The sequence below is a fragment of the Cellulomonas humilata genome, assembly GCF_030814415.1.
GTDB lineage: Bacteria > Actinomycetota > Actinomycetes > Actinomycetales > Cellulomonadaceae > Cellulomonas > Cellulomonas humilata_A.
In genome coordinates this window covers 531,371-551,713 of the sequence record NZ_JAUSVB010000002.1, presented here as the reverse complement: position 1 = coordinate 551,713, position 20,343 = coordinate 531,371, and the positions used below count along the sequence as shown (strand labels likewise).

General features: G+C 71.5%; 11 protein-coding genes. 3 read left to right on the top strand and 8 right to left on the bottom strand.

Translation table 11 applies throughout. The features are described from left to right. Positions 1–123: 123 nt before the first annotated feature. The 3 genes from J2X26_RS08600 to J2X26_RS08590 form a co-directional block, all read right to left on the bottom strand. Complete coding sequence (locus J2X26_RS08600) at positions 124–546, bottom strand: DUF3237 family protein (RefSeq protein ID WP_307491450.1); 423 nt, start codon at positions 544–546, stop codon at positions 124–126. Then, positions 543–1,469: an alpha/beta hydrolase gene (locus J2X26_RS08595; protein ID WP_307491448.1), complete on the bottom strand. Its 927-nt coding sequence runs from the start codon at positions 1,467–1,469 to the stop codon at positions 543–545. The genes J2X26_RS08600 and J2X26_RS08595 overlap by 4 nt, the downstream gene beginning before the upstream one ends. A gap of 158 nt (positions 1,470–1,627) precedes the next feature. Next, positions 1,628–2,650: a LacI family DNA-binding transcriptional regulator gene (locus J2X26_RS08590; RefSeq protein ID WP_307492240.1), complete on the bottom strand. Its 1,023-nt coding sequence runs from the start codon at positions 2,648–2,650 to the stop codon at positions 1,628–1,630. A 272-nt stretch (positions 2,651–2,922) separates the two neighbouring features. Here J2X26_RS08590 and J2X26_RS08585 point away from each other — a divergent pair, with 272 nt between their 5' ends. Then, positions 2,923–5,436: a non-reducing end alpha-L-arabinofuranosidase family hydrolase gene (locus J2X26_RS08585; protein ID WP_307491446.1), complete on the top strand. Its 2,514-nt coding sequence runs from the start codon at positions 2,923–2,925 to the stop codon at positions 5,434–5,436. An 88-nt stretch (positions 5,437–5,524) separates the two neighbouring features. Here the strand turns inward: J2X26_RS08585 and J2X26_RS08580 are convergent, their stop codons facing one another. Further along, positions 5,525–5,926: a DUF4406 domain-containing protein gene (locus J2X26_RS08580; RefSeq protein ID WP_307491444.1), complete on the bottom strand. Its 402-nt coding sequence runs from the start codon at positions 5,924–5,926 to the stop codon at positions 5,525–5,527. A 44-nt stretch (positions 5,927–5,970) separates the two neighbouring features. On the opposite strand from J2X26_RS08580, the gene J2X26_RS08575 reads away from it, so the two are divergent. Further along, positions 5,971–6,723 (top strand): DeoR/GlpR family DNA-binding transcription regulator, encoded by a 753-nt coding sequence (locus tag J2X26_RS08575; RefSeq protein ID WP_307491442.1) that lies wholly within the window; start codon positions 5,971–5,973, stop codon positions 6,721–6,723. A gap of 210 nt (positions 6,724–6,933) precedes the next feature. Here the strand turns inward: J2X26_RS08575 and J2X26_RS08570 are convergent, their stop codons facing one another. The 3 genes from J2X26_RS08570 to J2X26_RS08560 all read right to left on the bottom strand — a co-directional run bounded on the left by J2X26_RS08570 (position 6,934) and on the right by J2X26_RS08560 (position 14,278). Next, positions 6,934–11,529, bottom strand: a complete 4,596-nt coding sequence (locus J2X26_RS08570; protein WP_307491440.1) for a multicopper oxidase domain-containing protein — start codon at positions 11,527–11,529, stop codon at positions 6,934–6,936. A 344-nt stretch (positions 11,530–11,873) separates the two neighbouring features. Further along, the gene (locus tag J2X26_RS08565) at positions 11,874–13,529 is read right to left on the bottom strand and encodes a copper resistance CopC/CopD family protein (protein WP_307491438.1); all 1,656 of its coding nucleotides are present in this window, start codon (positions 13,527–13,529) and stop codon (positions 11,874–11,876) included. Continuing rightward, complete coding sequence (locus tag J2X26_RS08560) at positions 13,526–14,278, bottom strand: YcnI family copper-binding membrane protein (RefSeq protein ID WP_307491437.1); 753 nt, start codon at positions 14,276–14,278, stop codon at positions 13,526–13,528. Before J2X26_RS08560 ends, J2X26_RS08565 begins: the two co-directional genes overlap by 4 nt. Before the next feature lie 212 nt (positions 14,279–14,490). Between J2X26_RS08560 and J2X26_RS08555 the strand changes: the two genes are divergently transcribed. Next, positions 14,491–14,718 carry a tautomerase family protein gene (locus J2X26_RS08555; protein ID WP_307491435.1) on the top strand — a complete coding sequence of 76 codons (228 nt, stop codon included), beginning with the start codon at positions 14,491–14,493 and terminating at the stop codon, positions 14,716–14,718. Positions 14,719–14,788: 70 nt separating this feature from the next. Here J2X26_RS08555 and J2X26_RS08550 read toward each other — a convergent pair whose 3' ends face one another. Beyond that, on the bottom strand, positions 14,789–20,245 hold the full coding sequence (locus tag J2X26_RS08550; protein ID WP_307491434.1) for a LamG-like jellyroll fold domain-containing protein: 5,457 nt from the start codon (positions 20,243–20,245) through the stop codon (positions 14,789–14,791). Between the last annotated feature and the right edge of the window lie 98 nt (positions 20,246–20,343).

Below are 20,343 nucleotides of genomic sequence, written 5' to 3'. Positions count from 1 at the left end.
ACCGGTGTAAACGAGTCCGATATCGATATCGAAGCCGTCCGTCGTGAGCGCGCTCTCATAAAGCGTGAGACTGTGCCAGCGCAAGTATCGGAGCGCTCCCATGGGAGCGGACGGCTCGATCGGTCAGAGGTCCGCACTCAGCCGATGGACCTCGATGCGCACCCTGCCCTCGTCCAGACGCGGCGTGAGCAGTCCCACGTAGACCCCCGTGCGCAGGTCCACCGGCCCGCCGGCACCGACGTCGAACTGCGGGGACGTCAGGATCGGCGCCGGGACGTCGGCCGCGTGGACGGCCGTGTTCGTCACCGAGACGACCGCACCGTCGGCGAGCAGGAGCTCGTAGCGCGCCCAGAGCTCCGTCGAGCCGTCGGGACGCTGGAGGTTCCAGTCGGCGCCACCGGGCAGCACGACCCCGACCATCCCGTCGGACACCGTGCCCCCGACGATGGGGATCACGCGACGGTGGCCGGTCGGCGTCTGGCCGACGTCGACGACCGGACCCAGGAGCGCGTCGATGGTGAGCACGTGCGTGCCCCGCACCCTCACGGCCGCTCCCCCGCGCGCTCGTCGGCCAGCACCCGTCGCAGGAAGTCGGCCATGCGGGCCCACGCCGCGACGGCGTGCTCCTCGGGGCCGACGTGCGTGAAGCCATGACCGCTGCCGGGGACGACGACGTGCTCGACGACGACGCCCGAGCCCGCCAGGCGCGCGGCGAAGTGATCACCCTCGGCGCGCAGGAGATCGTGCTCGGCCGTGATCACGAGGGTCGGCGGCAGGCGGGAGAGGTCCGCCGCCAGGACCGGTGAGGCGAGCTCGTCCGAGCCGTCCCCCGGTGCCGGCAGGTACCAGGCGTTGAAGCGAGCGCCCACGCTCGCGAGCTCGGAAGCGCCGCGGGAGCCGGCGTCGGCGAGCTTCGCGCTGGGCGGGGTGGCCAGGTCCAGCGGTGCGTAGTCGACGATCAGGCCCCGCACCTGGGGGTCGCCGTGGCGTGCGGCGACGAGGCAGGCCGCGGCCGACAGGTTCCCGCCCGCGCTGTGCCCGCCGACGGCGATCCTCGAGCCGTCGGCACCGATCGTCGACGCGTCGGCCGTCAGCCACGCCAGGAGAGCGGCGGTCTGGTGGACGGCTGCCGGGAACTTGTGCTCGGGCGCCAGCAGGTAGTCGACGTTCACGACCACGCACCCGGCCGCGTCGGCGAGGTACCGGCAGTAGGGGTCGTCGTCCTGCCAGTCGCCCAGGACGAAGCCCCCGCCGTGCAGGTTGACGAACACCCCCGGCACGTCCGGTCCCCCCGCAGGTCGGTAGACCATGAGCTCGGCGAGCGGTGCGTCCGCCGGCAGGCGCACCCGTTCGTAGGTGCCGAGCGGCAGGTGGGGCAGCGCGCGCGGCAGCCGGCGGGCATGCTCCCGTGCGTCCGACCGGAACGTGGCGATGTCGTCCTCGATGGCGGGCTGCGCGTCCGGCTGCACGGCCTCCCCCTCTCGTCGTCGGCTGAGGCTGCCGCGTCGCGGACGACGGGGCCAGATCTCCACCGGTGTAGGGCCGGCGTGAGGCGTCACCCTGGCAAGGCGCGCGAGACGTGTCAATCGGCGTCGACGACGTGCCGCGGCGGCAGCCCGCCGTCGGGTCAGCCGTCGTGTCGCGGCGTGCTGTCCCGCTCGACGATCCGCATGCCGGCGAGGTAGAGCACAGGAGCGCTGTGCCCGCTCGGACCCGGCCCCTCACGCATCCGCCGACGCAGGATGTCGACCGCGACGCTCGCGATCTCCCGCCGGCCCGGGTCGACGGTGGTGAGCGTCGGCACGGAGAAGCGCGAGTCCTCGATGTCGTCGAAGCCGACGACCCCGACGTCCTGCGGGATCGCGAGGCCGCGCGACTGCAGCTCGTACATCGCGCCGATGGCCAGCGCGTCGTTGAACGCGACCACGCCGTCGACCGGTACGCCGGTGTCGAGCACGTCGGCCATCGCACGCGCCCCGTTGGCACGGTGCCACCCCAGGTCCGCCCAGCCGAGCAGTCGGGTGTCCACCTCGATCCCGCGTGCCTCGAGCGCCTGCTGGTAGCCGGTGTAGCGCAGCCAGGCAGACCCGGCGGTCTCGGCGTGCAGCATGCCGATCACGGCGATGTGGCGTCGGCCGGCATCGAGGAGCAGGTCGGTCGCCGCCCGCGCGCCGTCGATGTTCCGCATGGTGACGTGGTCGACGCTCGGCGAGAACATCTGCTCACCCAGCAGCACGAGCGGGTAGCCGAGCGCGTCCAGCAGGTGCGCGTCGGCCTGGACGAGCGCAGCGGGGCTGAAGATCAGACCGTCGACGAGGCCACGACGGGGCACCCGCAGCGCCGTGAGCTCACCCTCACGCGTGAACCCCGTCGGCTCGATCAGCACCTGCAGACCGTGCCGGCGCGCGGCCGCGAGGATCTCGTCGGCGAGCTCGCCGAAGTAGGGCTGCCCGAGCTCGGGGACGGCGAGACCGACGACGCCGCTGCGTCCGGACCGGAAGATCTTCGCCGTCACGTTGATCTCGTACCCGAGCGCGTCGACGGAGGCCAGCACGCGGTCCTTGGTGGTGTCCCGGACGTGGGGGTACCCGCTGAGCACGTTCGACACCGTCTTGACGGACACACCGGCGTGCCGCGCGACGTCGGCCATCGTCGCCACAGGCCCTCCTCACGTCGCCGCGTCGGGATCGTGTGCCGCTCGCAGCGAGCACCGTGACCTCGGCGGTCGCAACATACCGGAGAGCCGTGGCGCGTCGGTCGGACCGCGCGTCTACACCGGTGTAAATCGTTTCGCAGCCTGGAGGACGGTCGCGTGCGCGAGCAGTGTGAACGCTCACTACCGACCGAGGACGGTCTCTGCGACGCCGGCGTCGGTTGCCGCCCGCCTGCCGGCGACGTCAGGCGCCCGAAGAGAGGTGCCGCATGACCACCACACTCCGGCGAGGGCGACGCGCCCTCGTCGCCGCGACCCTGGCCGTCGCGACGGTCCTGACAGGCCTCGCCGCGGCCATGCCCGCGCAGGCCGCGGCCAGCACCCTGGGCGCCGCCGCCGCGCAGAGCGGTCGCTACTTCGGCACCGCGATCGCCGCCAACCGGCTGAGCGACAGCACGTACTCGACCATCGCGAACCGTGAGTTCACCATGATCACGGCCGAGAACGAGATGAAGATGGACGCGACGGAGCCGAACCAGAACCAGTTCAACTTCACCAACGGCGACCGGATCCTGAACTGGGCGCGGTCCAACGGCAAGCAGGTCCGTGGGCACGCCCTGGCGTGGTACTCCCAGCAGCCGGGCTGGATGCAGAACATGTCCGGCAGTGCCCTCCGTAGCGCGATGCTGAACCACGTCACGCAGGTCGCCACGTACTACAGGGGCAAGATCTACGCCTGGGACGTGGTCAACGAGGCCTTCGCCGACGGCTCCTCGGGAGCTCGTCGCGACTCCAACCTGCAGCGCACCGGCAACGACTGGATCGAGGCCGCGTTCCGCGCCGCCCGCGCCGCCGACCCCGGCGCCAAGCTCTGCTACAACGACTACAACACCGACGACTGGAGCCACGCCAAGACCCAGGCCGTCTACAACATGGTCCGGGACTTCAAGGCCCGCGGCGTGCCCATCGACTGCGTCGGCCTCCAGTCGCACTTCAACCCGCAGAGCCCGGTGCCGAGCAACTACCAGACGACGATCTCGAGCTTCGCCGCGCTCGGCGTGGACGTGCAGATCACCGAGCTCGACATCGAGGGCTCGGGCTCCTCGCAGGCGGAGAACTACCGCCGCGTCGTCCAGGCGTGCCTGAACGTCGCGCGCTGCACCGGCATCACGGTGTGGGGCGTGCGCGACTCCGACTCGTGGCGCTCCTCGGGCACCCCGCTGCTGTTCGACGGATCGGGCAACAAGAAGGCCGCCTACACCTCGACGCTCGACACTCTGAACGCCGCGTCGCCGACCCAGAACCCGACGACCCCGAACCCCACACCCACGACCCCCACCCCCACGCCGACGACGCCGACTCCCACCCCGACGCCGACCCCCACCCCGACCTCGGGACCGGGCACCGGCTGCTCGGTCGCCTACACCGCACCGAGCCAGTGGCCGAGCGGCTTCACCGCCAACGTCCGCATCACCAACCTCGGTCCGGCGATCAACGGCTGGACGCTGACCTGGTCCTTCCCGGGCAACCAGGCCGTGACCCAGGCATGGAGCGCTGCGGTGACGCAGAGCGGCTCCGCGGTCACCGCCCGCAACGTCGACTACAACCCGCGGATCGCCACGGGCGGCACGGTCGACTTCGGCTTCAACGGCTCCTGGAGCGGCGGCAACCCGGCGCCGACCACGTTCCGGCTCAACGGCACCCTGTGCAACGGGAGCGTGGAACCCACGCCCACCTCGACCCCGACCCCGACCCCGACCCCGACGGTGACGCCCACCACGACACCGACGCCGACCCCGACGCCGACCGCCACCACCCCGACGGGCACCCTCCCGTCGACCTTCCAGTGGTCGTCCACCGGGGCGATCATCGGCCCGAAGCCGGACAGCTCGCACAACCCGGCCTCGGTGAAGGACCCGAGCGTGGTGTACGCGGACGGCAGGTGGCACGTCTTCGCGTCCATCTACGCGGGCGGCTACAACCTGATCTACACCAGCTTCACGGACTGGTCCCAGGCCTCGTCGGCGACGCCCTACTACCTCGACCGGTCCGCCATCGGCACCGGCTACCGGGCGGCACCGCAGGTGTTCTTCTTCGCGCCGCAGAACCTCTGGTACCTCGTCTACCAGACCGGTGCCGGCGGCTCGTACTCGACGACGTCGACCATCTCCGACCCGTCGTCATGGTCGGCCCCGAAGAACTTCTACTCCTCGCAGCCGCAGATCATCCGCGACAACATCGGCAACGGCTACTGGGTCGACTTCTGGACGGTGTGCGACACGTCGAGGTGCTACCTGTTCTCGTCCGACGACAACGGCCACCTGTACCGGTCGGAGACGTCGCTGTCGAGCTTCCCCAACGGGTTCACCAACACGGTGATCGCGATGCAGGACTCCGACCGGTTCCGGCTGTTCGAAGCCGTGAACGTCTACAAGGTCGCCGGGCAGACCAGCTGGCTCATGGTCCACGAGGCCATCGGGACGGACGGCAAGCGGTACTTCCGGTCGTGGACGGCTCCGTCGATCACGGGCTCGTGGACGGCTCTGGCCGACTCGGAGTCCAACCCGTTCGCCCGGTCCACCAACGTCACGTTCCCGGCCGGCGCGTGGACCAAGGACATCAGCCACGGCGAGATGGTCCGGACCGGTACGGACCAGACGATGGAGATCAGCCCGTGCAACCTCCGGTACCTGTACCAGGGGATGGACCCCAACGCGTCGGGTGACTACAACCAGCTGCCGTGGCGGCTCGGTCTGCTGACGCAGACGAACTCGACCTGCTGACACTGCCCGTGCCCGACCGTCGCGCCCTCCCGCGGCGGTCGGGCACGAGCACGTCCGGCCCCGGTCCGTCCCGGCGGGCGGTACGCGGTCAGGGTCGTCCCGCTCCCGCGCTCTCCGGCTCGCGGACGAACCCGGGCACGTCCTCGACGCGGCGGTAGACCGGGAGTCCTCGTTCTTGCGCGATTGCGACGTCCTGGTCCGCGCCCGTCGAGGCTCCGTCGAGGCGCAGGACCGCGTCGCAGTGCTGGAGCAGCCGCTCCGCGGTCGGGTACATCACCTCCTCCGCCAGCGGGCTCAGCGGACCGTCCGCACCGGCGCTGCTCAGCACGGGAAGGGCCACCCACTCTCCGATCATGGGGATGTGACCAGCACGGAAGACGGGCCAGGCCGCCTCTTCCAGGCGGCGCAGGTTCCGGGCCATCAGCTCCGGGTCGTCGCCCGTCCCGGAGCGGTAGGGGCCGGCGATGAGGATCAGCAGAGGAGTTGTCATAGGGCATACTATGCACGAGTCGGAACAATCGCGGAGGATCGTGCATGCTGGCAGCGCAACGCAAAGAGCTCCTGCTCGACAGGCTCCGCGTCGACGGGAGGCTCGTCGCCAAGGACCTGGCGACCGAGCTGGACACGTCCGAGGACACGATCCGGCGCGACCTGCGTGAGCTCGCGGTCGCCGGGCTGTGCCAGCGGGTGTACGGCGGCGCGATCCCGGTCGCGCCCGCCGCGGCGAGCTATGCGCGTCGGCAGGAGATCGCGACGAGCAGCAAGCAGCGCGTCGCGGCCGCGTGCCTCCAGCTGGTCCAGCCGGGGAGCACGCTGATCCTGGACGGCGGCACCACCGCGCTCGAGGTCGCCCGTGCCCTGCCGCGCGACGACGGGCTCACCGTGATCACCCACAGCCCGACCATCGCCGTCGCGCTCGTCGACCACCCGGCGGAGGTCTTCCTCCTGGGCGGCCGGCTGTTCAAGCACTCGGTGGTGACCTCCGGTGCCGCCACCGCCGAGGCGGCCGCCCTGATCAGCGCCGACCTCTTCCTCCTGGGCGTCACCGGCGTACGACCGGACACCGGCCTGACGACGGGCGACGCCGACGAGGCCGCGATGAAGCGCACCCTCTCGCGCCGGGCCGCGCAGACGTGGGTCATGGCCAGCGAGGAGAAGATCGGCGCGGCATCCCCGTTCCCCGTTCTCCGGCTCGACGAGGTCGCCGGGATCGTCAGCGACGCCGACCCGCAGAACCCCGTCGTCGCCGAGCTCGAGCGCACCGGGGTGCAGGTGCTGCGCGCCTGAGACGCGCAGCCCCGGCTCCTCCGCCGTTCGCGATGTGGGACTCCCGGCGCAGGGGTTGACCGTCGGCCTGCGGGTTCCTGGCGTCCGCAGCCGTTCCCCTCGCAGGAGCCCCTCTCGATGCCCCCGCGGAAGGCCGCGGTCTCCCGACGCTGACGCCGGTGCGGCCGCACGAGTGGCTCGTGCGGCCGCACCGTCATGCGGTCGGCGTCGTCACGGCGCCGCCGGGACGGTCACCCAGCCGGACCAGGTGGTGCCGAGCGCGTTGGTCGCACCCACTCGGACGTACCAGACCTGGATGGCGAGGTTCCCTGTGGTGTAGCTCGTCGAGTTCGCCGCACGGGTCGACGAGCCCGTGACGGTGGTGCCGTTCGAGCTCCACTGGACGGTGTAACCGGACTCACCCGTCACGTCCGCCCAGGTCACCGCGACCTGCTCGCGGTTGGTGCTGACACGGGCCGCAGTGGCGGCCGGCACGGGTGCTGCCGGAGCGGCCACCGTGAGGTCCACCGCGGGGCTCAGGACGGTAGCCGCGACGTTCACGGCCCCCACCCGGTAGGAGTACGCCGATCCGAGCGTGACGCTCGTGTCCGAGTAGCTCCTGGCGCCGGCGGGGAGTGCCGCGAGCTGCGTCCACGCCCCTCCGCCCGTCGACCGCTGCACGACGTAGCCGGTCTCGTTGTTCGCCACGTCGTTCCACGCCAGCGCCGCTCGCGGTCCCGCCTGCAGCGTCGCCGTGAACCCGGTCGGTGCCGCAGGTGCGTTCACGGCCGCCGAGGCGGACGTGCTCTGCACCGTCAGGCTCGGGAATGCCCCGCCGTAACCCACCGCGTTGCGCGCGACGACCCGGTAGAGCGCCGCCGCTGACGCGTTCGACGTCGGATCGGTGTAGTTGCGCGTGCCGTGGTCGTTGCCGACGAGCGGCTGGACCCGTGGCGTGCCCACGGTGTTCCACGTCGACCCGTCCGTGGAGCGTTGCACCAGGAAGTCGGTCTCCGTGATCGAGTTGTCGAGCCAGGTGACGACGATGCGCCGGTTGTTCCCGTTGCCCGTCGTGGTGAACGTCGGCGCACCGGGTGCGATCGGTGGCAGCGCGAGGCTGACCGGTCGCATCATGTCCATCTCCTCGTGGCTGAGGATGTGGCAGTGGTAGACGTACTCCCACCCGAAGTTCACCAGCTGGTTCTGGATCGCCGTGGTCGGGTTCCCTTGGACGTCGACGTTGTTGAACATCGTGGTCGAGCCCACGGGCATCATCGGGTTGAGCAGCCGCACCGAGTTGGGCACCTCGAAGGGCACCTTCGGGATGATCGGCCGCAGGGCGACGATCGTGTCCTCGAGCGGAGCGATCCGGACGGTGTCCTTCCAGCCCAGCTCGTTCGGATCAGGCGGGATGATGATGTTGTCCCACGTCACCCGGTTGAGCACCTGCACGTCGTAGAGGTGGAAGTGGATCGGGTGGGTGTCGACGCCGTTGTGCGTGAACCGCCAGATCTGCATCCCGTCCGACGTCGACGACACCGGTGTCACCTTCACGTCCGCGCTCGGGAGCGCGGTGCCGTCGATGATCTCGGTCGCCGGGTTGACGTACGGGTACAGCGTGACGTTCTGCGCCCCCGGTGTCGGTGGCTGCGCCTCGACGCCGAGGTTGGCCTGCATGCGGCCGAACTCGTCGAACGTGGTCGCGTTCATCTCGTCGTGGATGGCCTTGGGCTGCAGCGTGACGGACGACTTCGTCGCCTGTCCTCGTAGCGTGTTGAACCCGAAGGCGGTCGTGTCGTTGACGCGGACGAGTCCGTCGCACTTCTGCAGCGGCGAGCCCTTCGCGTTGCAGTTGCTGCTCGCGGCGAACGACGACCCGTACGCACTGTTGTACGCGGCCTGGCCGACGATCACCGGGTGCTGCCCGGACTCGAACACGCCGGTGCCCTGGGCGTTGTGCTTGAACGCCGCCTGGAGCTTGACGAGGTCGAAGGCCGGAGCCGGATCGACCGCCGCGATCGTCACCTGCATGACGGTGCGGGTGTTGGGCCCGTACCCGGGCATGATCTCCGGTGCGCCGACCGGGCTGAGGTCGGGTGCGCCGGTGTAGTAGTCGTACGACGGCACGCGGGCCGGGAACGCGGCAGGCGCGTCGTTGTACAGGATGAGCGTGCGGCCCGCGAACTTCGAGAAGTCCACGATGACGTCCGCGCGCTCGGCAGGAGCGAGCAGCAGCGAGTGCTTGTCCACGTTCCCGACGTCGAAGCGCGTCGGGTCGGTGATCCACGTCGTCGGCTGCTGACCGTCGATGACAGCCGGGGCCGGCAGGAAGCCGCCCTCGCTGGCGATCTGCACCCAGTCGGGCCCGGCGGTGCTGGTGTTCGCGCCGACGGGCGTCGGGAACACCGTCGGGTCGGTCTGTGCGGCCGCGAGCGCTACCGGGTCGAGCGCCACCTCGGTGGTGCCGTCACCCTGCGTCGGGTCGGCGAGGTACCACTGGAAGTTGAAGAACCGGTCGTTCGCCGCGTTGAGCACGCGCATCCGATAGGTCTTCGGGTCCAGGGTGACCGTCGGGTAGGCCACGCCGTTGACGAGCGGCGTGTCGTTGAACTGCTCCATGCCCACCGAGATGTTCGGTGTGCCGGGGATCAGCTCGGGCTCGCAGAACGGGTCCACGTCGTACTGCCACGTCGACGGGACGTCGAGGTTGCAGGCGGGGTCGTAGTACGGGTTGGCGATCGGTCCGTACGTCGTGTCCGCGGCCGGCGGCCAGAACCACGGGCCGTACATCCAGCGGCCGTAGGCACTCATGCCGCCCGGGTCGCCGGGGTTCTGCGCGGGCATGTACACGTGGTGGTACCAGAAGCTTCCCTTCGTGCCCCACCGGTCGGTGTCCCACGTCGGGTCCTGCGCCGCGAGCTGCTCGGCGCCGGGCACGAACGTCTTGTCCTGGACGATGAGCGGGACGGTGTCGCCCGCTCCCGGGATCAGCTTGGCGTCGACCAGGGCCTTCTCGGTCGGGTCGCTGATCATGTACCCGGCGGCCTCGCCGGCGTACACGTTGAGGCGCGTGATGCCCCACGAGTGGTCGTGGTAGAACATCAGCCGCGCACTCTGCTGGTTGGTGTAGTAGAAGGTCTGGCACCCGTCGTCGTCCGCCGTGCAGGCGGCCGCGGCCATGTCGGGGACCTCGCTCACGCTGACGCCCTGCGGCCAGTCGGTCGACTCACCGGCAGGCGTGATCCACTGGTGCGGCGTGCCGTCGCTGATCCACGGCGTGATGCCACCGTGCAGGTGCAGGGTGGCGCGGTTGTCGGCGAAGCAGCGGTCCGGCTTGGGGTCCTGCGAGCACTCCGGGTTGCGCACCCCGTCGAGCACCGTCCCCTGGTCGGCCGGGGCGGCCATCGCCATGGGGCCCATGCCGGAGCCCATCAGGCTGCTGTCGGTCGGCAGGAACAGGTCACCGTCCGAGCCCGTGGGGAGCAGGTTGCGGAAGACGATCCGCACCGGGCGGTCCTTGGTGGCGGCGATGATCGGGCCGAGATACTGCGGGCTCGTCACGGCGAAGTACTGCTGGCCGTTGGCGTCCGTCGCCGGCGCCGAGGTGCCGTCCACCAGCTCGTTGGCCACCGGGACGTGCTGACTGACGGCTGCGTTGGCGGCGGTCTCGAGCTGCACGTAGCCGCGCACGAGCGACGGCGGCAGGTCGGAGCTGAACGTCGACCGGTACTGGACGAGTCCGATGACGTACTCGTCGGCCTCCTGGGTGCCGTAGGTCGTGGCTTGCGGGACCGCGACCGGCAGGAACTTGGCCGACGGGTCGGACGGGCATCCCGCACCGGCCGGGTCGCACGGGAGCGGCAGCGCGTCCTGGAACTTGCGCATGCCTACCGTGAGATAGCCGCTGCCCGGCTGGGTCACCTCGATCCCGGTGACGGCACCGACAGACGTCCGTGCGCTGACTGCTGCGCCCGCACCTGCACCGTCGGGGTCGGTCACCACCACCGTCGGCGCACTCGTGTAGTCGGCGCCCAGCTGGTCCGGCGTCACGGCGACGAGGGCGAGCGTGGATCCGACCTGGGCGGGCGTCGCCCCGGCGATCGGGTCGAAGATCGTCCCGTTGTGGATCGCGACGCCGGGCGCGCTCGTGTAGCCCGACCCGGGCTCGTCGACGACGACAGCGGTGATGACACCGTTCGCGTCCATGCCGTCGACCGCGTCGCCGTTCGCGATCATCGGCACGTGGCCCTTCGCCTGCGTGCCGTCCGGCATCGCGGGCAGGTCGAACTCGACGGTGGGCATCGTGTACCCGGTGCCGCCGTCCGCGAGGACGACCGCGTCCACTCCGCCGGTGGCGGTCGCCGTGGCACCCGTGCCTCCGCCGCCGTCGACCGTGACCGCGAAGCCGGAGTAGCCGGCGCCCGGGTCGTCGAGGACGTAGCGGGTCACGGCACCCGTGCTCGCGATCGTCGCGACCGCGGTCGCTGTCCCGTCGCCGCCGGAGATCGTGACCTGGGGCGCCGTGGTGTACCCGCTGCCCGACGCCGTCACGTCGACGGCGGCGATCCCGCCCGAGACCGGGTCGACGGTTGCCGACGCCTCAGCCCCCACGCCATCACCGGTGATAGCGACGGTCGCCGCCGGGAGCGTGAACGGGCTGTTGGCCCAGTTGGGCCACGGCCCGAAGTAGTGCGGCACCGTCGATGAGTCCGTCGGGCCGGACGGGAGCGCCACGGGAAGGACGGCCGGAGCGCCGACCGCGCCGCTCGGACCGGCCGGAAGGATCATGGCCGCCACGACGACGGAGAGCGACAGGGAGGCGAGCACCGCACGCGGGCGGTGGGGACGTCGTCGCGCGTTCCGACTTCGGGACTGCGCGACCAGTTGTGCAGACATGAGGTTCCTTCCACCTGCCGGACTCCCGGTGTCGTCGTCGACCCCGGGCCCTTGCCCACGACTGCGTGGGCGCAGTGATCGGCGGAACGCGCTCGCGGCCGCCGACGGATGCTCTTGGACCGCTGTTCAGTCGCTCCAGGACTACCCGGTTTGTCCTGGTTGCTGATACGGACCAAAGTCCCGACCGACGTCCTGGCGAGAACATCTCGGCGACCGGCGAGGAACTCACCGCACGAGTCGTCGTCGATCGAGGCGGGCCGGTCGGGCCCGGCCCGTCAGGGTGCGTCGACCCGGAGCTCGACGGTCGTCACCGGGTTGTCGAACTCGCTCGTCCGCAACGAGACCTGGACCCGCCAGGTGCCGGGAGACGGGACCACGACGTCGGCGGTGTAGCTCCCGGGTCCGACGTTCGTCAGCGCCACCGACCCGAGGTCGACGTCGTCCGAGGCGAGCCGCGCCCGGGGTGCGTCGAACCCCTCGAACGGCGCTCCGGAGGAGTCGGTCAGCTCGAGGGTGAGCGTGTTGGGACCCGGGGTCAGCGGCGTGAGACTGGCCTGCAGGGTGACGTCGCCGAGCGTCGCGGTCTGCACGCTGTTCCGTTCCCGGCCGACCGCCGAGGCCTCGGCCTGCGGGCTGCGGTCGACCATGAACCCGGTGATGGCGAGCACCACGACGAGCACGGACGCCTCCGCCACCAGGGCGCGCACCAGGAGGTCGGCGCCCGCACGCCGCGTGCGCTGCCGGGTGCTCGCCCGGAGCGCGGCCAGGAGGCGGTACCGGTTCCACGCGGCGATCGCGACGGCGGCCAGCGCGAACGCGACCTTGACCAGGAGCAGCCGCCCGTAGCCGGTGCTCACCAGGGCGTCCCAGGAGCCGACGATCCGCCAGGCGAGGACGGAACCGGCGACCACCAGGGCGACGACCACGCCGGCCGCGAGACCGGAGAACCGGGCGAGCACCACGGCGCCGACGTCACCGCGGTCGGCAAGCTCACGGAGCACCAGCGCGAGACCCACCAGGCCGCCGAGCCAGATGCAGCCCGCGAGCAGGTGGAGCATGTCGGCGCCGACCACCAGCGCCTCGGGGGTCGCCGCGCGCGTGTGTCCGGTGAAGGCCGGCGCCACGACCGCCACCGCGCCGGCGACCAGGGCCGGGAGACGACCCGACGCGGCGGGAGACCCGAGCAACCCCACGGCCGTCGCGGTCCCGAGCACGACCGCGGCGGTCACGGCGTACTCGGCCGTCGGCACGCCGGCCCACGTGCTGCTCCTGGTCAACGCGCCCGTGTCGACCCCGAGCTGGTACATCACGGTCAGGGGCAGCCCGACGAGCCATGCCACCACGGTCACGGCGGCCGCGGAGCGGGCGACGGTGACGAGGCGGTGCCGGACCCGGCCGGTGAGCTGGTCCGCGGGCACGACGAGGAGGCAGAACGCGACGAGGCCCGTCGACAGCAGCAGCCCGGCGTACCCCAGCCAGCGAGCCACGCTCAGCGCGAGGGGCGCCGTGGTCGTGCTCGTCGAGGCGGCGGGCGGGGGCGTGACGTCGGCGCTGGGGGCGCCGACCGAGAAGGTGAGCGACCCGCTGACCGGATGGCCGTCCTCCGACAGCACGCGCCAGACCACCATCAGGGTCCCGGGCCCGACCTGCTCGGTCAGGCTGACCGCCAGCTCGGACCCGGTGACCGCCGCCGACGACGCGACGGGACCACCCTCGGCGTCGAACACCTGGACGCCGTCCGGCACCGCGGCGACCGCCTCGTCGAACGTCAGCCGGACCTGTTCCGGGGCCGCCTCGAGGACGGCGCCCTCGACCGGGTCGCTGCTGATCAGCGTGGCGTGCGCGCCCGCCGGGGCTGCCGTGCTCAGCAGCAGGACGGCGACGCCGACGAGCAGCAGCAGCAGCCGTGCCGGCGAGCGGCGTCCGGTCACGTCCGGCGACGCCGGAGCACGAGCGCCGTCGCACCCAACGCGGCACCGGCCAGGCCCGCGACGAGGGCCGCGACCGTCCAGGCGTCCACGGCGCTCGACTCCCCCGCGGCGCCGCCCTCCGTGCTGACGGCCGCGAGGCTGGTGTCGACCGCGGAGGACGTGTCGTGGCCGCCGCCGTCCGCGGCGGTGAGGACGAACGCCGGCGCGGGCAGCTCGAGGTCCTCCCCGTCCTGCCCGTCGGCCGGCACCTCGATCCAGGCAGCCTCACCCTGCTCGCACGTCTGGATGGTCGGGAACACCAGGGTGTCGCCCTCCAGGTCGGGCAGCTGCAGCGACAGCGCGAGGACGTCGCGGTAGCCCTCGGGGAGCGGGGTGTCGGTGCGGAAGGTCACGGAGGCGACGCGTTCGGTGATCTGGCGGCCGTGGCTGTCGGTGACGGGCGGGTCGAGCGTCTCCATCGTCTTGTCCACCTCCCACAGGGCGTGCCGGGTCGGTGACACCGAGGCCACCTGGTCGGGCATCTGGATGGTGACCTGCGTGGTCGACGAGCCCGCGCACCCGTGGGGCACGGTCAGCTCGAGGACGGCGTAGGCGCCGGCCGCCGTGGTGGAGGGCGTGATCGTGACGTGCGCGTGGGCCGGCGTCGCCACGCCCACCAGCACCAGACAGGCGGCGACGACGGCGCCCAGTCGCGCGAGGAGGCGCCTGCCCCTCGGGGCCCCGTCCGCCATCCCGGCGTCTCGCTCCATGTATCCGTCCTCATCTCGTCGCCGAGCCGGGGCGAATTGTCGCCGTCGACGAACGTCACTGAACCAGCCTGCCGAATCACTGTCAAGGATGTGAACTCGCTACACATTGTTGAACCGCAGAGGGCTCGCGCCTAGGATGACGTTCATATGAGCGAACCATGGTCGCGGATGTGGACGGCCACGCTCCCGACGAACGCCTGAGAGGGACCCCCATGCCCAACATCACCGTCGAGCTGCTCCGGGGCCGGACGCTGGAGCAGCGCCGCGCCTTCGCCCAGGCCGTGGCCGACAGCGCCGTCGAGCTCCTCGGCGCCCGTCGTCAGGACGTCCGCATGGTGTTCACCGAGATCACGCCCGACATCGTCGCCAACGGCGGTGTCCTGGCGAGCGAGGACGCCAGCCGCGCCGGGGTCGTCGCCGCCCTCGACACCGGAGCCTGAGCACGACGATCGCAGAGCACGACGACGCGGGCCCGGAGGAGTTTCCTCCGGGCCCGCGTCGTCGACCGGGCTACTTGATGACGCTGATGGTGAGGGTCTTCTCCACCTTCCTGGCCACGCTGCTGCCGTTGTAGGTCACGGTGACGTCCAGCACGCCGACCGTGGTGGCCTTGGGGAGCTCGACGGCCGCCCTGCCGTCCACCAGAGGGGCGGTGATCGAGACGCCGCCGGCGATCGCGACGGTGACCGTCCCGGTGACGAGCACGTCGTCATGGGCCAGGAGCGTCACGCTGACCGTGGGGCGCTTCCCCTTCTTCACCTCGGCGGGCGCCTTGACCTCCATGACCGGCAGGACCTTGCGCACCGTCACCGGCACGGTCCCGGTCGAGGCCGCGTGGGTCGGGTCCCCGGAGTACTGGAGAGCGAGCTCGTGATCTCCCGTCGGCAGGGACTTCGCCGGCAAGGGGATCGTGACCGAGCCCGCCGACACCGCGCCGGACCCGATGATCCGGTCACCGAGAAGCACGGTGACCGTCCCCGTGGCCGTGGCCGGGGTGACCGTCGCGACGACGGCACCGGCCTTGCCGAAGGTGAAGGTCTTCGCCGTCCCCGCGACCGTGGTGGTCACCGGTCCGGGGTCGACGTCCGCCTCCACCGTGAGGGTCACCGTCACGGGCGGCGAGCTGAGCGTCCCGTCGCTCGCCGTGTACGTGAAGGTGTCCGTGCCGGAGAACCCGGCGTCGGGGGTGTAGGTGAAGGACCCCGAGGCCGCCAGCAGCAGGTCACCGTGACTCGGCTGGGTGGCGTTGGTCGCCGTGAGCGGGTTGCCCTCGGCGTCCGTGTCGTTGGCCAGGACGCCCGGTGGAGCGACGAACAGGGCATCGTCCTCGCTGGCCGTGTAGGAGTCGGCGACCCCGACCGGAGCGGTGTTGGAGGGCGGCGGACCGGCGAACAGGCCGTCGATCTGCTCCTCGGTCAGCGCGTAGCCGAACATCTGGAACTCGTCGACCAGACCGTCGAACCGTCCGTCCGGCCAGCTGGTGCCGCCGATCAGGTTGGCGGTCGTGCTGCCCGCGACCCCGACGTCACTCATGTCGAGCGTGAAGTCGGTCCGGGTGCCCCTCAGCTCACCGTTGAAGTAGATCTTCCCGGTGGTGCCGCTGTGCGTGTAGACCACGTGCGTCCACTGGTTCAGCGGGAGGTCGTTGCCCCCGCCGAGCGTCAGGCGCTCCTGGTTGGCGGCCCCGGCCTTCTTGAAGGTCGCGGCGAAGCCGGTGGCACCCGCGGCGCTGGTGTTCGACTGCAGCAGGAAGAACGTGTCCGTGCTGCTGCCGATCTGCACGAGAGGGACCCACGCCGGCAGGACGTCGGGCCGCGCCCACACCGACAGGCTGAACTCGTCGTCCATGCCCGCCTGGACGTCGTCCGGCAGCCGCACGTGGTTGCCCGTGGCCGAGCCACCGCCGGGCAGGGACAGCGCGGGCCCGAACTTGCCCCCCGCTGCCCAGCCGGTGCTGCCCTGGAGCGTCGCCGCCCCGATCGACTGGTCCAGACCGCTGTTGGCGGCCGTGGCGCCGGTCCCCTCGTCGAACGCGTACCGGATGGGCACACCCGATCCCGGGGGTGGCCCCTGGACCGTGTGCGTGAGGGTCCCGGTCGAGTCCCGCCATCCGTCGGCGGCCGTGAACCGGGCCTCGACCTGGTGGTCGCCCCGGGTCAGGGTGACCCCGGGGAACGTGGCCGTCCCGGCCGCCAGGGTGACCGTCGAGCCGACGGCGACGCCGTCGACCCACAGCGCGACCGTGCCGCTGGCCGGCTGGTCGTCCTCACCCTCGACCGTCGCGGTGAAGGCCACCGGCTCCGCGAACGGCGACGGCGAGGCCGGGTCGGCCGTGAGCGTCGTCGTGGTGCGCAGCGCGGTGCCGTCGTCGTACAGGGCCGCCACGTCGTCCGCCGAGAGCGTGGACGTGTAGAGGCGGACGTCGTCCATGAGCCCGTCGTACGCCGGGTCGGGGAACCCGTTACGGCCCAGCCAGTTGTTCGACGTGGGCCCGACGTCGGCCATGTCGATCGTGAGGTCGGTGCGGCTGGCAACCGCCACTCCGTTCAGGTACAGCGTGCCGGTCGCACCCTGGCGGGTGAATGCCACGTGGTTCCACTGGTTGGCGACGACGTCCTTGGTCGGCGTCGCGTAGACGCGTTCCTGCAGGGCGCTGCCCTTCGCCTTGAAGGTCGCCGCCAGACCGGTGTTCCCCGCCGCCTGCGTCTGCATCTGGATCTGGAAGAAGCTGCCCGCCCCCTCCAGCCCGTCGCCGAGGTGGAACAGGCCGATCCAGTTCGCCTTGGTGTCCGGACGCACCCAGAACGAGGTGGAGAAGTTATCCTCGCCCTGCAGGAGGTTGTCCGGCAGGTCCACGGCGTTCGCGTTGGAGCCGCCCGACAGGTCGAGCGCCCCGCCGAGGGCACCGGCGGTGGACCAGCCGGCGTTGCCGGTCAGGGTCGCCGCGCCGACCGTGGAGTCGGTGCCGGTGTTGGCCGCCGCCGTCCCCTCGCCCTCCTCGAACTCGTAGTGGACGGGGATGTCGCCGACGCCCGGGTCCACGCCGATGACGACGAGGTCGTCGATCACGAGGCCCGCACCTGCGCCGGCCAGCGTGAGCGTCTCGGTGCGCGCCGAGGCCGTGAAGGTCCCGACGTACGTGCCGAAGGTGATCGGTCCGCTGCTCTGCGACGGCGTGTCCGTCGTCGCCGTGAGCGTGGTGCTCAGGCTGCCGACCGACAGTGCCGCCGTCCCGGGGCCCGACCCGGCCGCCGACCGGCTGTCGCGTGCGTAGCGCAGCGAGACCCGGTACTCCCGGTCGGGCTCGAGACCCGTGAGCGTGCGCTCGAGGCTGCCGGAGCCGCCGAGAGCCACGTGGTAGCCGGTCAGCCCGAGGCCACCCTGGCCGGGTGCCGTGCCACGCACGAGCTGCACCTGGTTGTCGACGGTCCACGGCGCCATCCGGCCGTTGCCCGCTGCGACGTCGATGACCGCGGCGGGGTTGCCGCCGCGCCAGTCGGCGGGCAGACGCGGGTACTCGAACTGGTCGACGACCTGCGGGGTCCGCTTGTCCATCGCGACCTCGGGGTCGATGTCCACGATCGAGGCGACCGACGGAGTGCCGTCCGCGTCGAAGACGAACAGCATGTACGCGCCCGGAGGGGCGTAGGTGCCGTCCTGCGGTGCCGTGATGGTGACCTCGCCCGAGCCGGGCACCTGGGTGAACTCCAGGTCCTGGAAGTTCTGGTCGTTGTTGAAGCCGTGCGTCACCGACCCGTTGCGGACCAGGGTCACGCGAGAGACGTCGCCGGACGTCCCGATCCCGAACGTGCCGTCGTAGCCGATGGCCTCGGGGGCGTCGGTGATCTCCGGTCGCTGGGCCGGCTCCTCGCCGTCGAACAGGTACGCCGGGGAGTAGTACTCGACGTCCGTGTAGTTCCGCGGACCAGGTGCGCCGCCGCCGCCGACCATCACGCGACCGTCGGGCAGGAGCAGCGCGGCCGAGTGGTACAGCCGGGCGTGCTCGTAGGGCGCCGCGACGGTGGTCCACTGCCCCGTCTCCGGGTCCCAGATCTCGGCGTTCGTGACGTAGCCGCCGTTGCCGTTGTTCTCCCGGCCGCCGCCGGTGATCAGCACGTCACCGTCGGGCAGCACGGTCGAGGTCGCCCAGTGGCGCTGGAAGGCCATCGGCTCGGTCGCCGTGATGACCGGCGTGGCCGCGCCACCCGTGATGTCGACCGTGAAGCCGGCGCGCGCACCGTCCGGGCCGCCACCGTTGCCCCACCAGCCGCCGCCGACCTGCAGGATCTTGCCCGGCCGGTACATCGTGGCCGTCGAGGTCGCGCCGACCGGGTTGCCGCCGGCGCCCTGGTTGGCGATGGCGGCCGGCAGGGTCCCGCGCAGCGTCAGCTCGCCGGTGCCGTCGTTGCCGCTCGGGTCGAGCTCGAACATCTGCGTGCCGCTGATGTTGAACAGGGTGCCGCTGCCCGGGGTCACGAACGCCCGCGGGTACCACCACCGGTTCTCGTCCGCACCGGCGTGGTCGGCGCCGCCGTCGCCGTACGCCGCCGGGCTCCGGGCCCCGTCGAGGGTCTTCCAGCCGCTGCCCTCGTCCGGCGTGTAGATCTCGGGCGTGAGCACGCCGGGTCCGCCCGGCCCGCCGCGGAGGCTGCCGCCCTGGACGACGATGTCGCCGTTGGGCATGGTCGTCCCGGTCGGGTACCACCGGGGGTAGTTCATGGGCGCCTCGTTCTGGAGCCCGTTGTTGGTGGTGTAGCTGGTGACGCCGATGGCCGCGTCGTTGGGCGCGTTGCCGCCCAGCCCGTCGTCACCGCCGACCGTCATCGTCGAGTGGTCGTGCGGGTTCTGCACCTGCATCGAGCAGAACAGGTCGGTGTACGTGGTGTTCGGCAGGATCCCGGTGCGCAGGTTCGCGAGCGTGCGCTCCTGCGCGGGGTCCCAGACGTCGACCTCCATCTGGCCGCCCTGCGTGATCGAGCTGTTGCCCGTCCAGTCGTAGGGCGCGGCGTCCGTGCCCCAGCCGCCGACGCTGCCGAAGGACTGCACGGTCCCGTCGGACGTGAGCGCCATGTTGATGGGCATCAGCGGCCACGGCGTCACGTCGCTCCAGGCGCCGTTGGCCTCCTTGGACGGGGCCGAGCAGTCGGCCTGCAGCAGCCCGGAGGCGTAGGCGAGGCCGTTGCGCATCTGCGTGCGGATGACCGGCTCGGAGTACGCGGTGCCCTCGTGGCCCATCGCGGAGTACCAGGACCGGCCGGCGTCGATCTCCTGGCACCACGTGATCGGGTGCGAGGTGCCCTGCCGGCCGCCGCCGTACGACGCCTCGTCGGCCAGGAGGAGCGTGCGCACGTCCGGCGCGGGGTTGACCGTCCAGTCGTACCACTCGTCGCTGCGCGTGAAGCTCGTCGGGACGCCGGCCGTCAGCGGGTGCTGCACGTCGCTCACGACGACGCGGCCCGGGCGGACGGCGGGGTTCTCCGGGTGCCCCTCGGACATCGCGCCGACGAGGCGGGCGTAGAACGGGTTGACGTCGTGCTCGCTCTGCCCCACGGACCAGCCGGTGTAGTGCAGCCCCATGAACCCGCCACCGCCGCGGATGTAGCCCTCGAGCGCGGCGCGCTGGGCTGCGTCGAACAGCACGCCGCCGGTCTGGGCGAACACCATCGCGTCGACCGTGGCCAGGTTCGCCGTGGTGAACGCGGCGGGGTCCTCCGTCTCCTGGATCTCCAGGGTCTGGTCGTACTCGCCGGCCAGCTCGGTCGCCAGGTCGCGCACGGCCTGACGCGCCTGCACGTGCGAGGCGTGGAAGTTGGGCTTGTAGAAGAGAAGGACCTTCAGGACGTCGTCGTCGACGGCCGCGGCTGCCGGGGCGGCGGCCGCCGGGACGGCGACGGCGAGCGCGGCAGCCAGCGCGACGAGGCGTAGTACCGAAGGTCGAGGACGAACAGATCGGCGTCGCAGGTTCATCGTTGATCCCTTGATCGTGGACTCAGATCGACTCAGGACGGATCCGGCGGTGCACCAGCGGGTCACGTCTTCAGGGACCGTACTGTCGGATATTGCAC

What these genes read in the sequence shown, in the direction of transcription:
- J2X26_RS08580 (WP_307491444.1), bottom strand. Translation starts at nt 5,926, where the DNA reads ATGACAACTCCTCTGCTGATCCTCATCGCCGGCCCCTACCGCTCCGGG.
- J2X26_RS08555 (WP_307491435.1), top strand. Translation starts at nt 14,491, where the DNA reads ATGCCCAACATCACCGTCGAGCTGCTCCGGGGCCGGACGCTGGAGCAG.
- J2X26_RS08575 (WP_307491442.1), top strand. Translation starts at nt 5,971, where the DNA reads ATGCTGGCAGCGCAACGCAAAGAGCTCCTGCTCGACAGGCTCCGCGTC.
- J2X26_RS08585 (WP_307491446.1), top strand. Translation starts at nt 2,923, where the DNA reads ATGACCACCACACTCCGGCGAGGGCGACGCGCCCTCGTCGCCGCGACC.
- J2X26_RS08590 (WP_307492240.1), bottom strand. Translation starts at nt 2,650, where the DNA reads ATGGCCGACGTCGCGCGGCACGCCGGTGTGTCCGTCAAGACGGTGTCG.
- J2X26_RS08550 (WP_307491434.1), bottom strand. Translation starts at nt 20,245, where the DNA reads ATGAACCTGCGACGCCGATCTGTTCGTCCTCGACCTTCGGTACTACGC.
- J2X26_RS08560 (WP_307491437.1), bottom strand. Translation starts at nt 14,278, where the DNA reads ATGGAGCGAGACGCCGGGATGGCGGACGGGGCCCCGAGGGGCAGGCGC.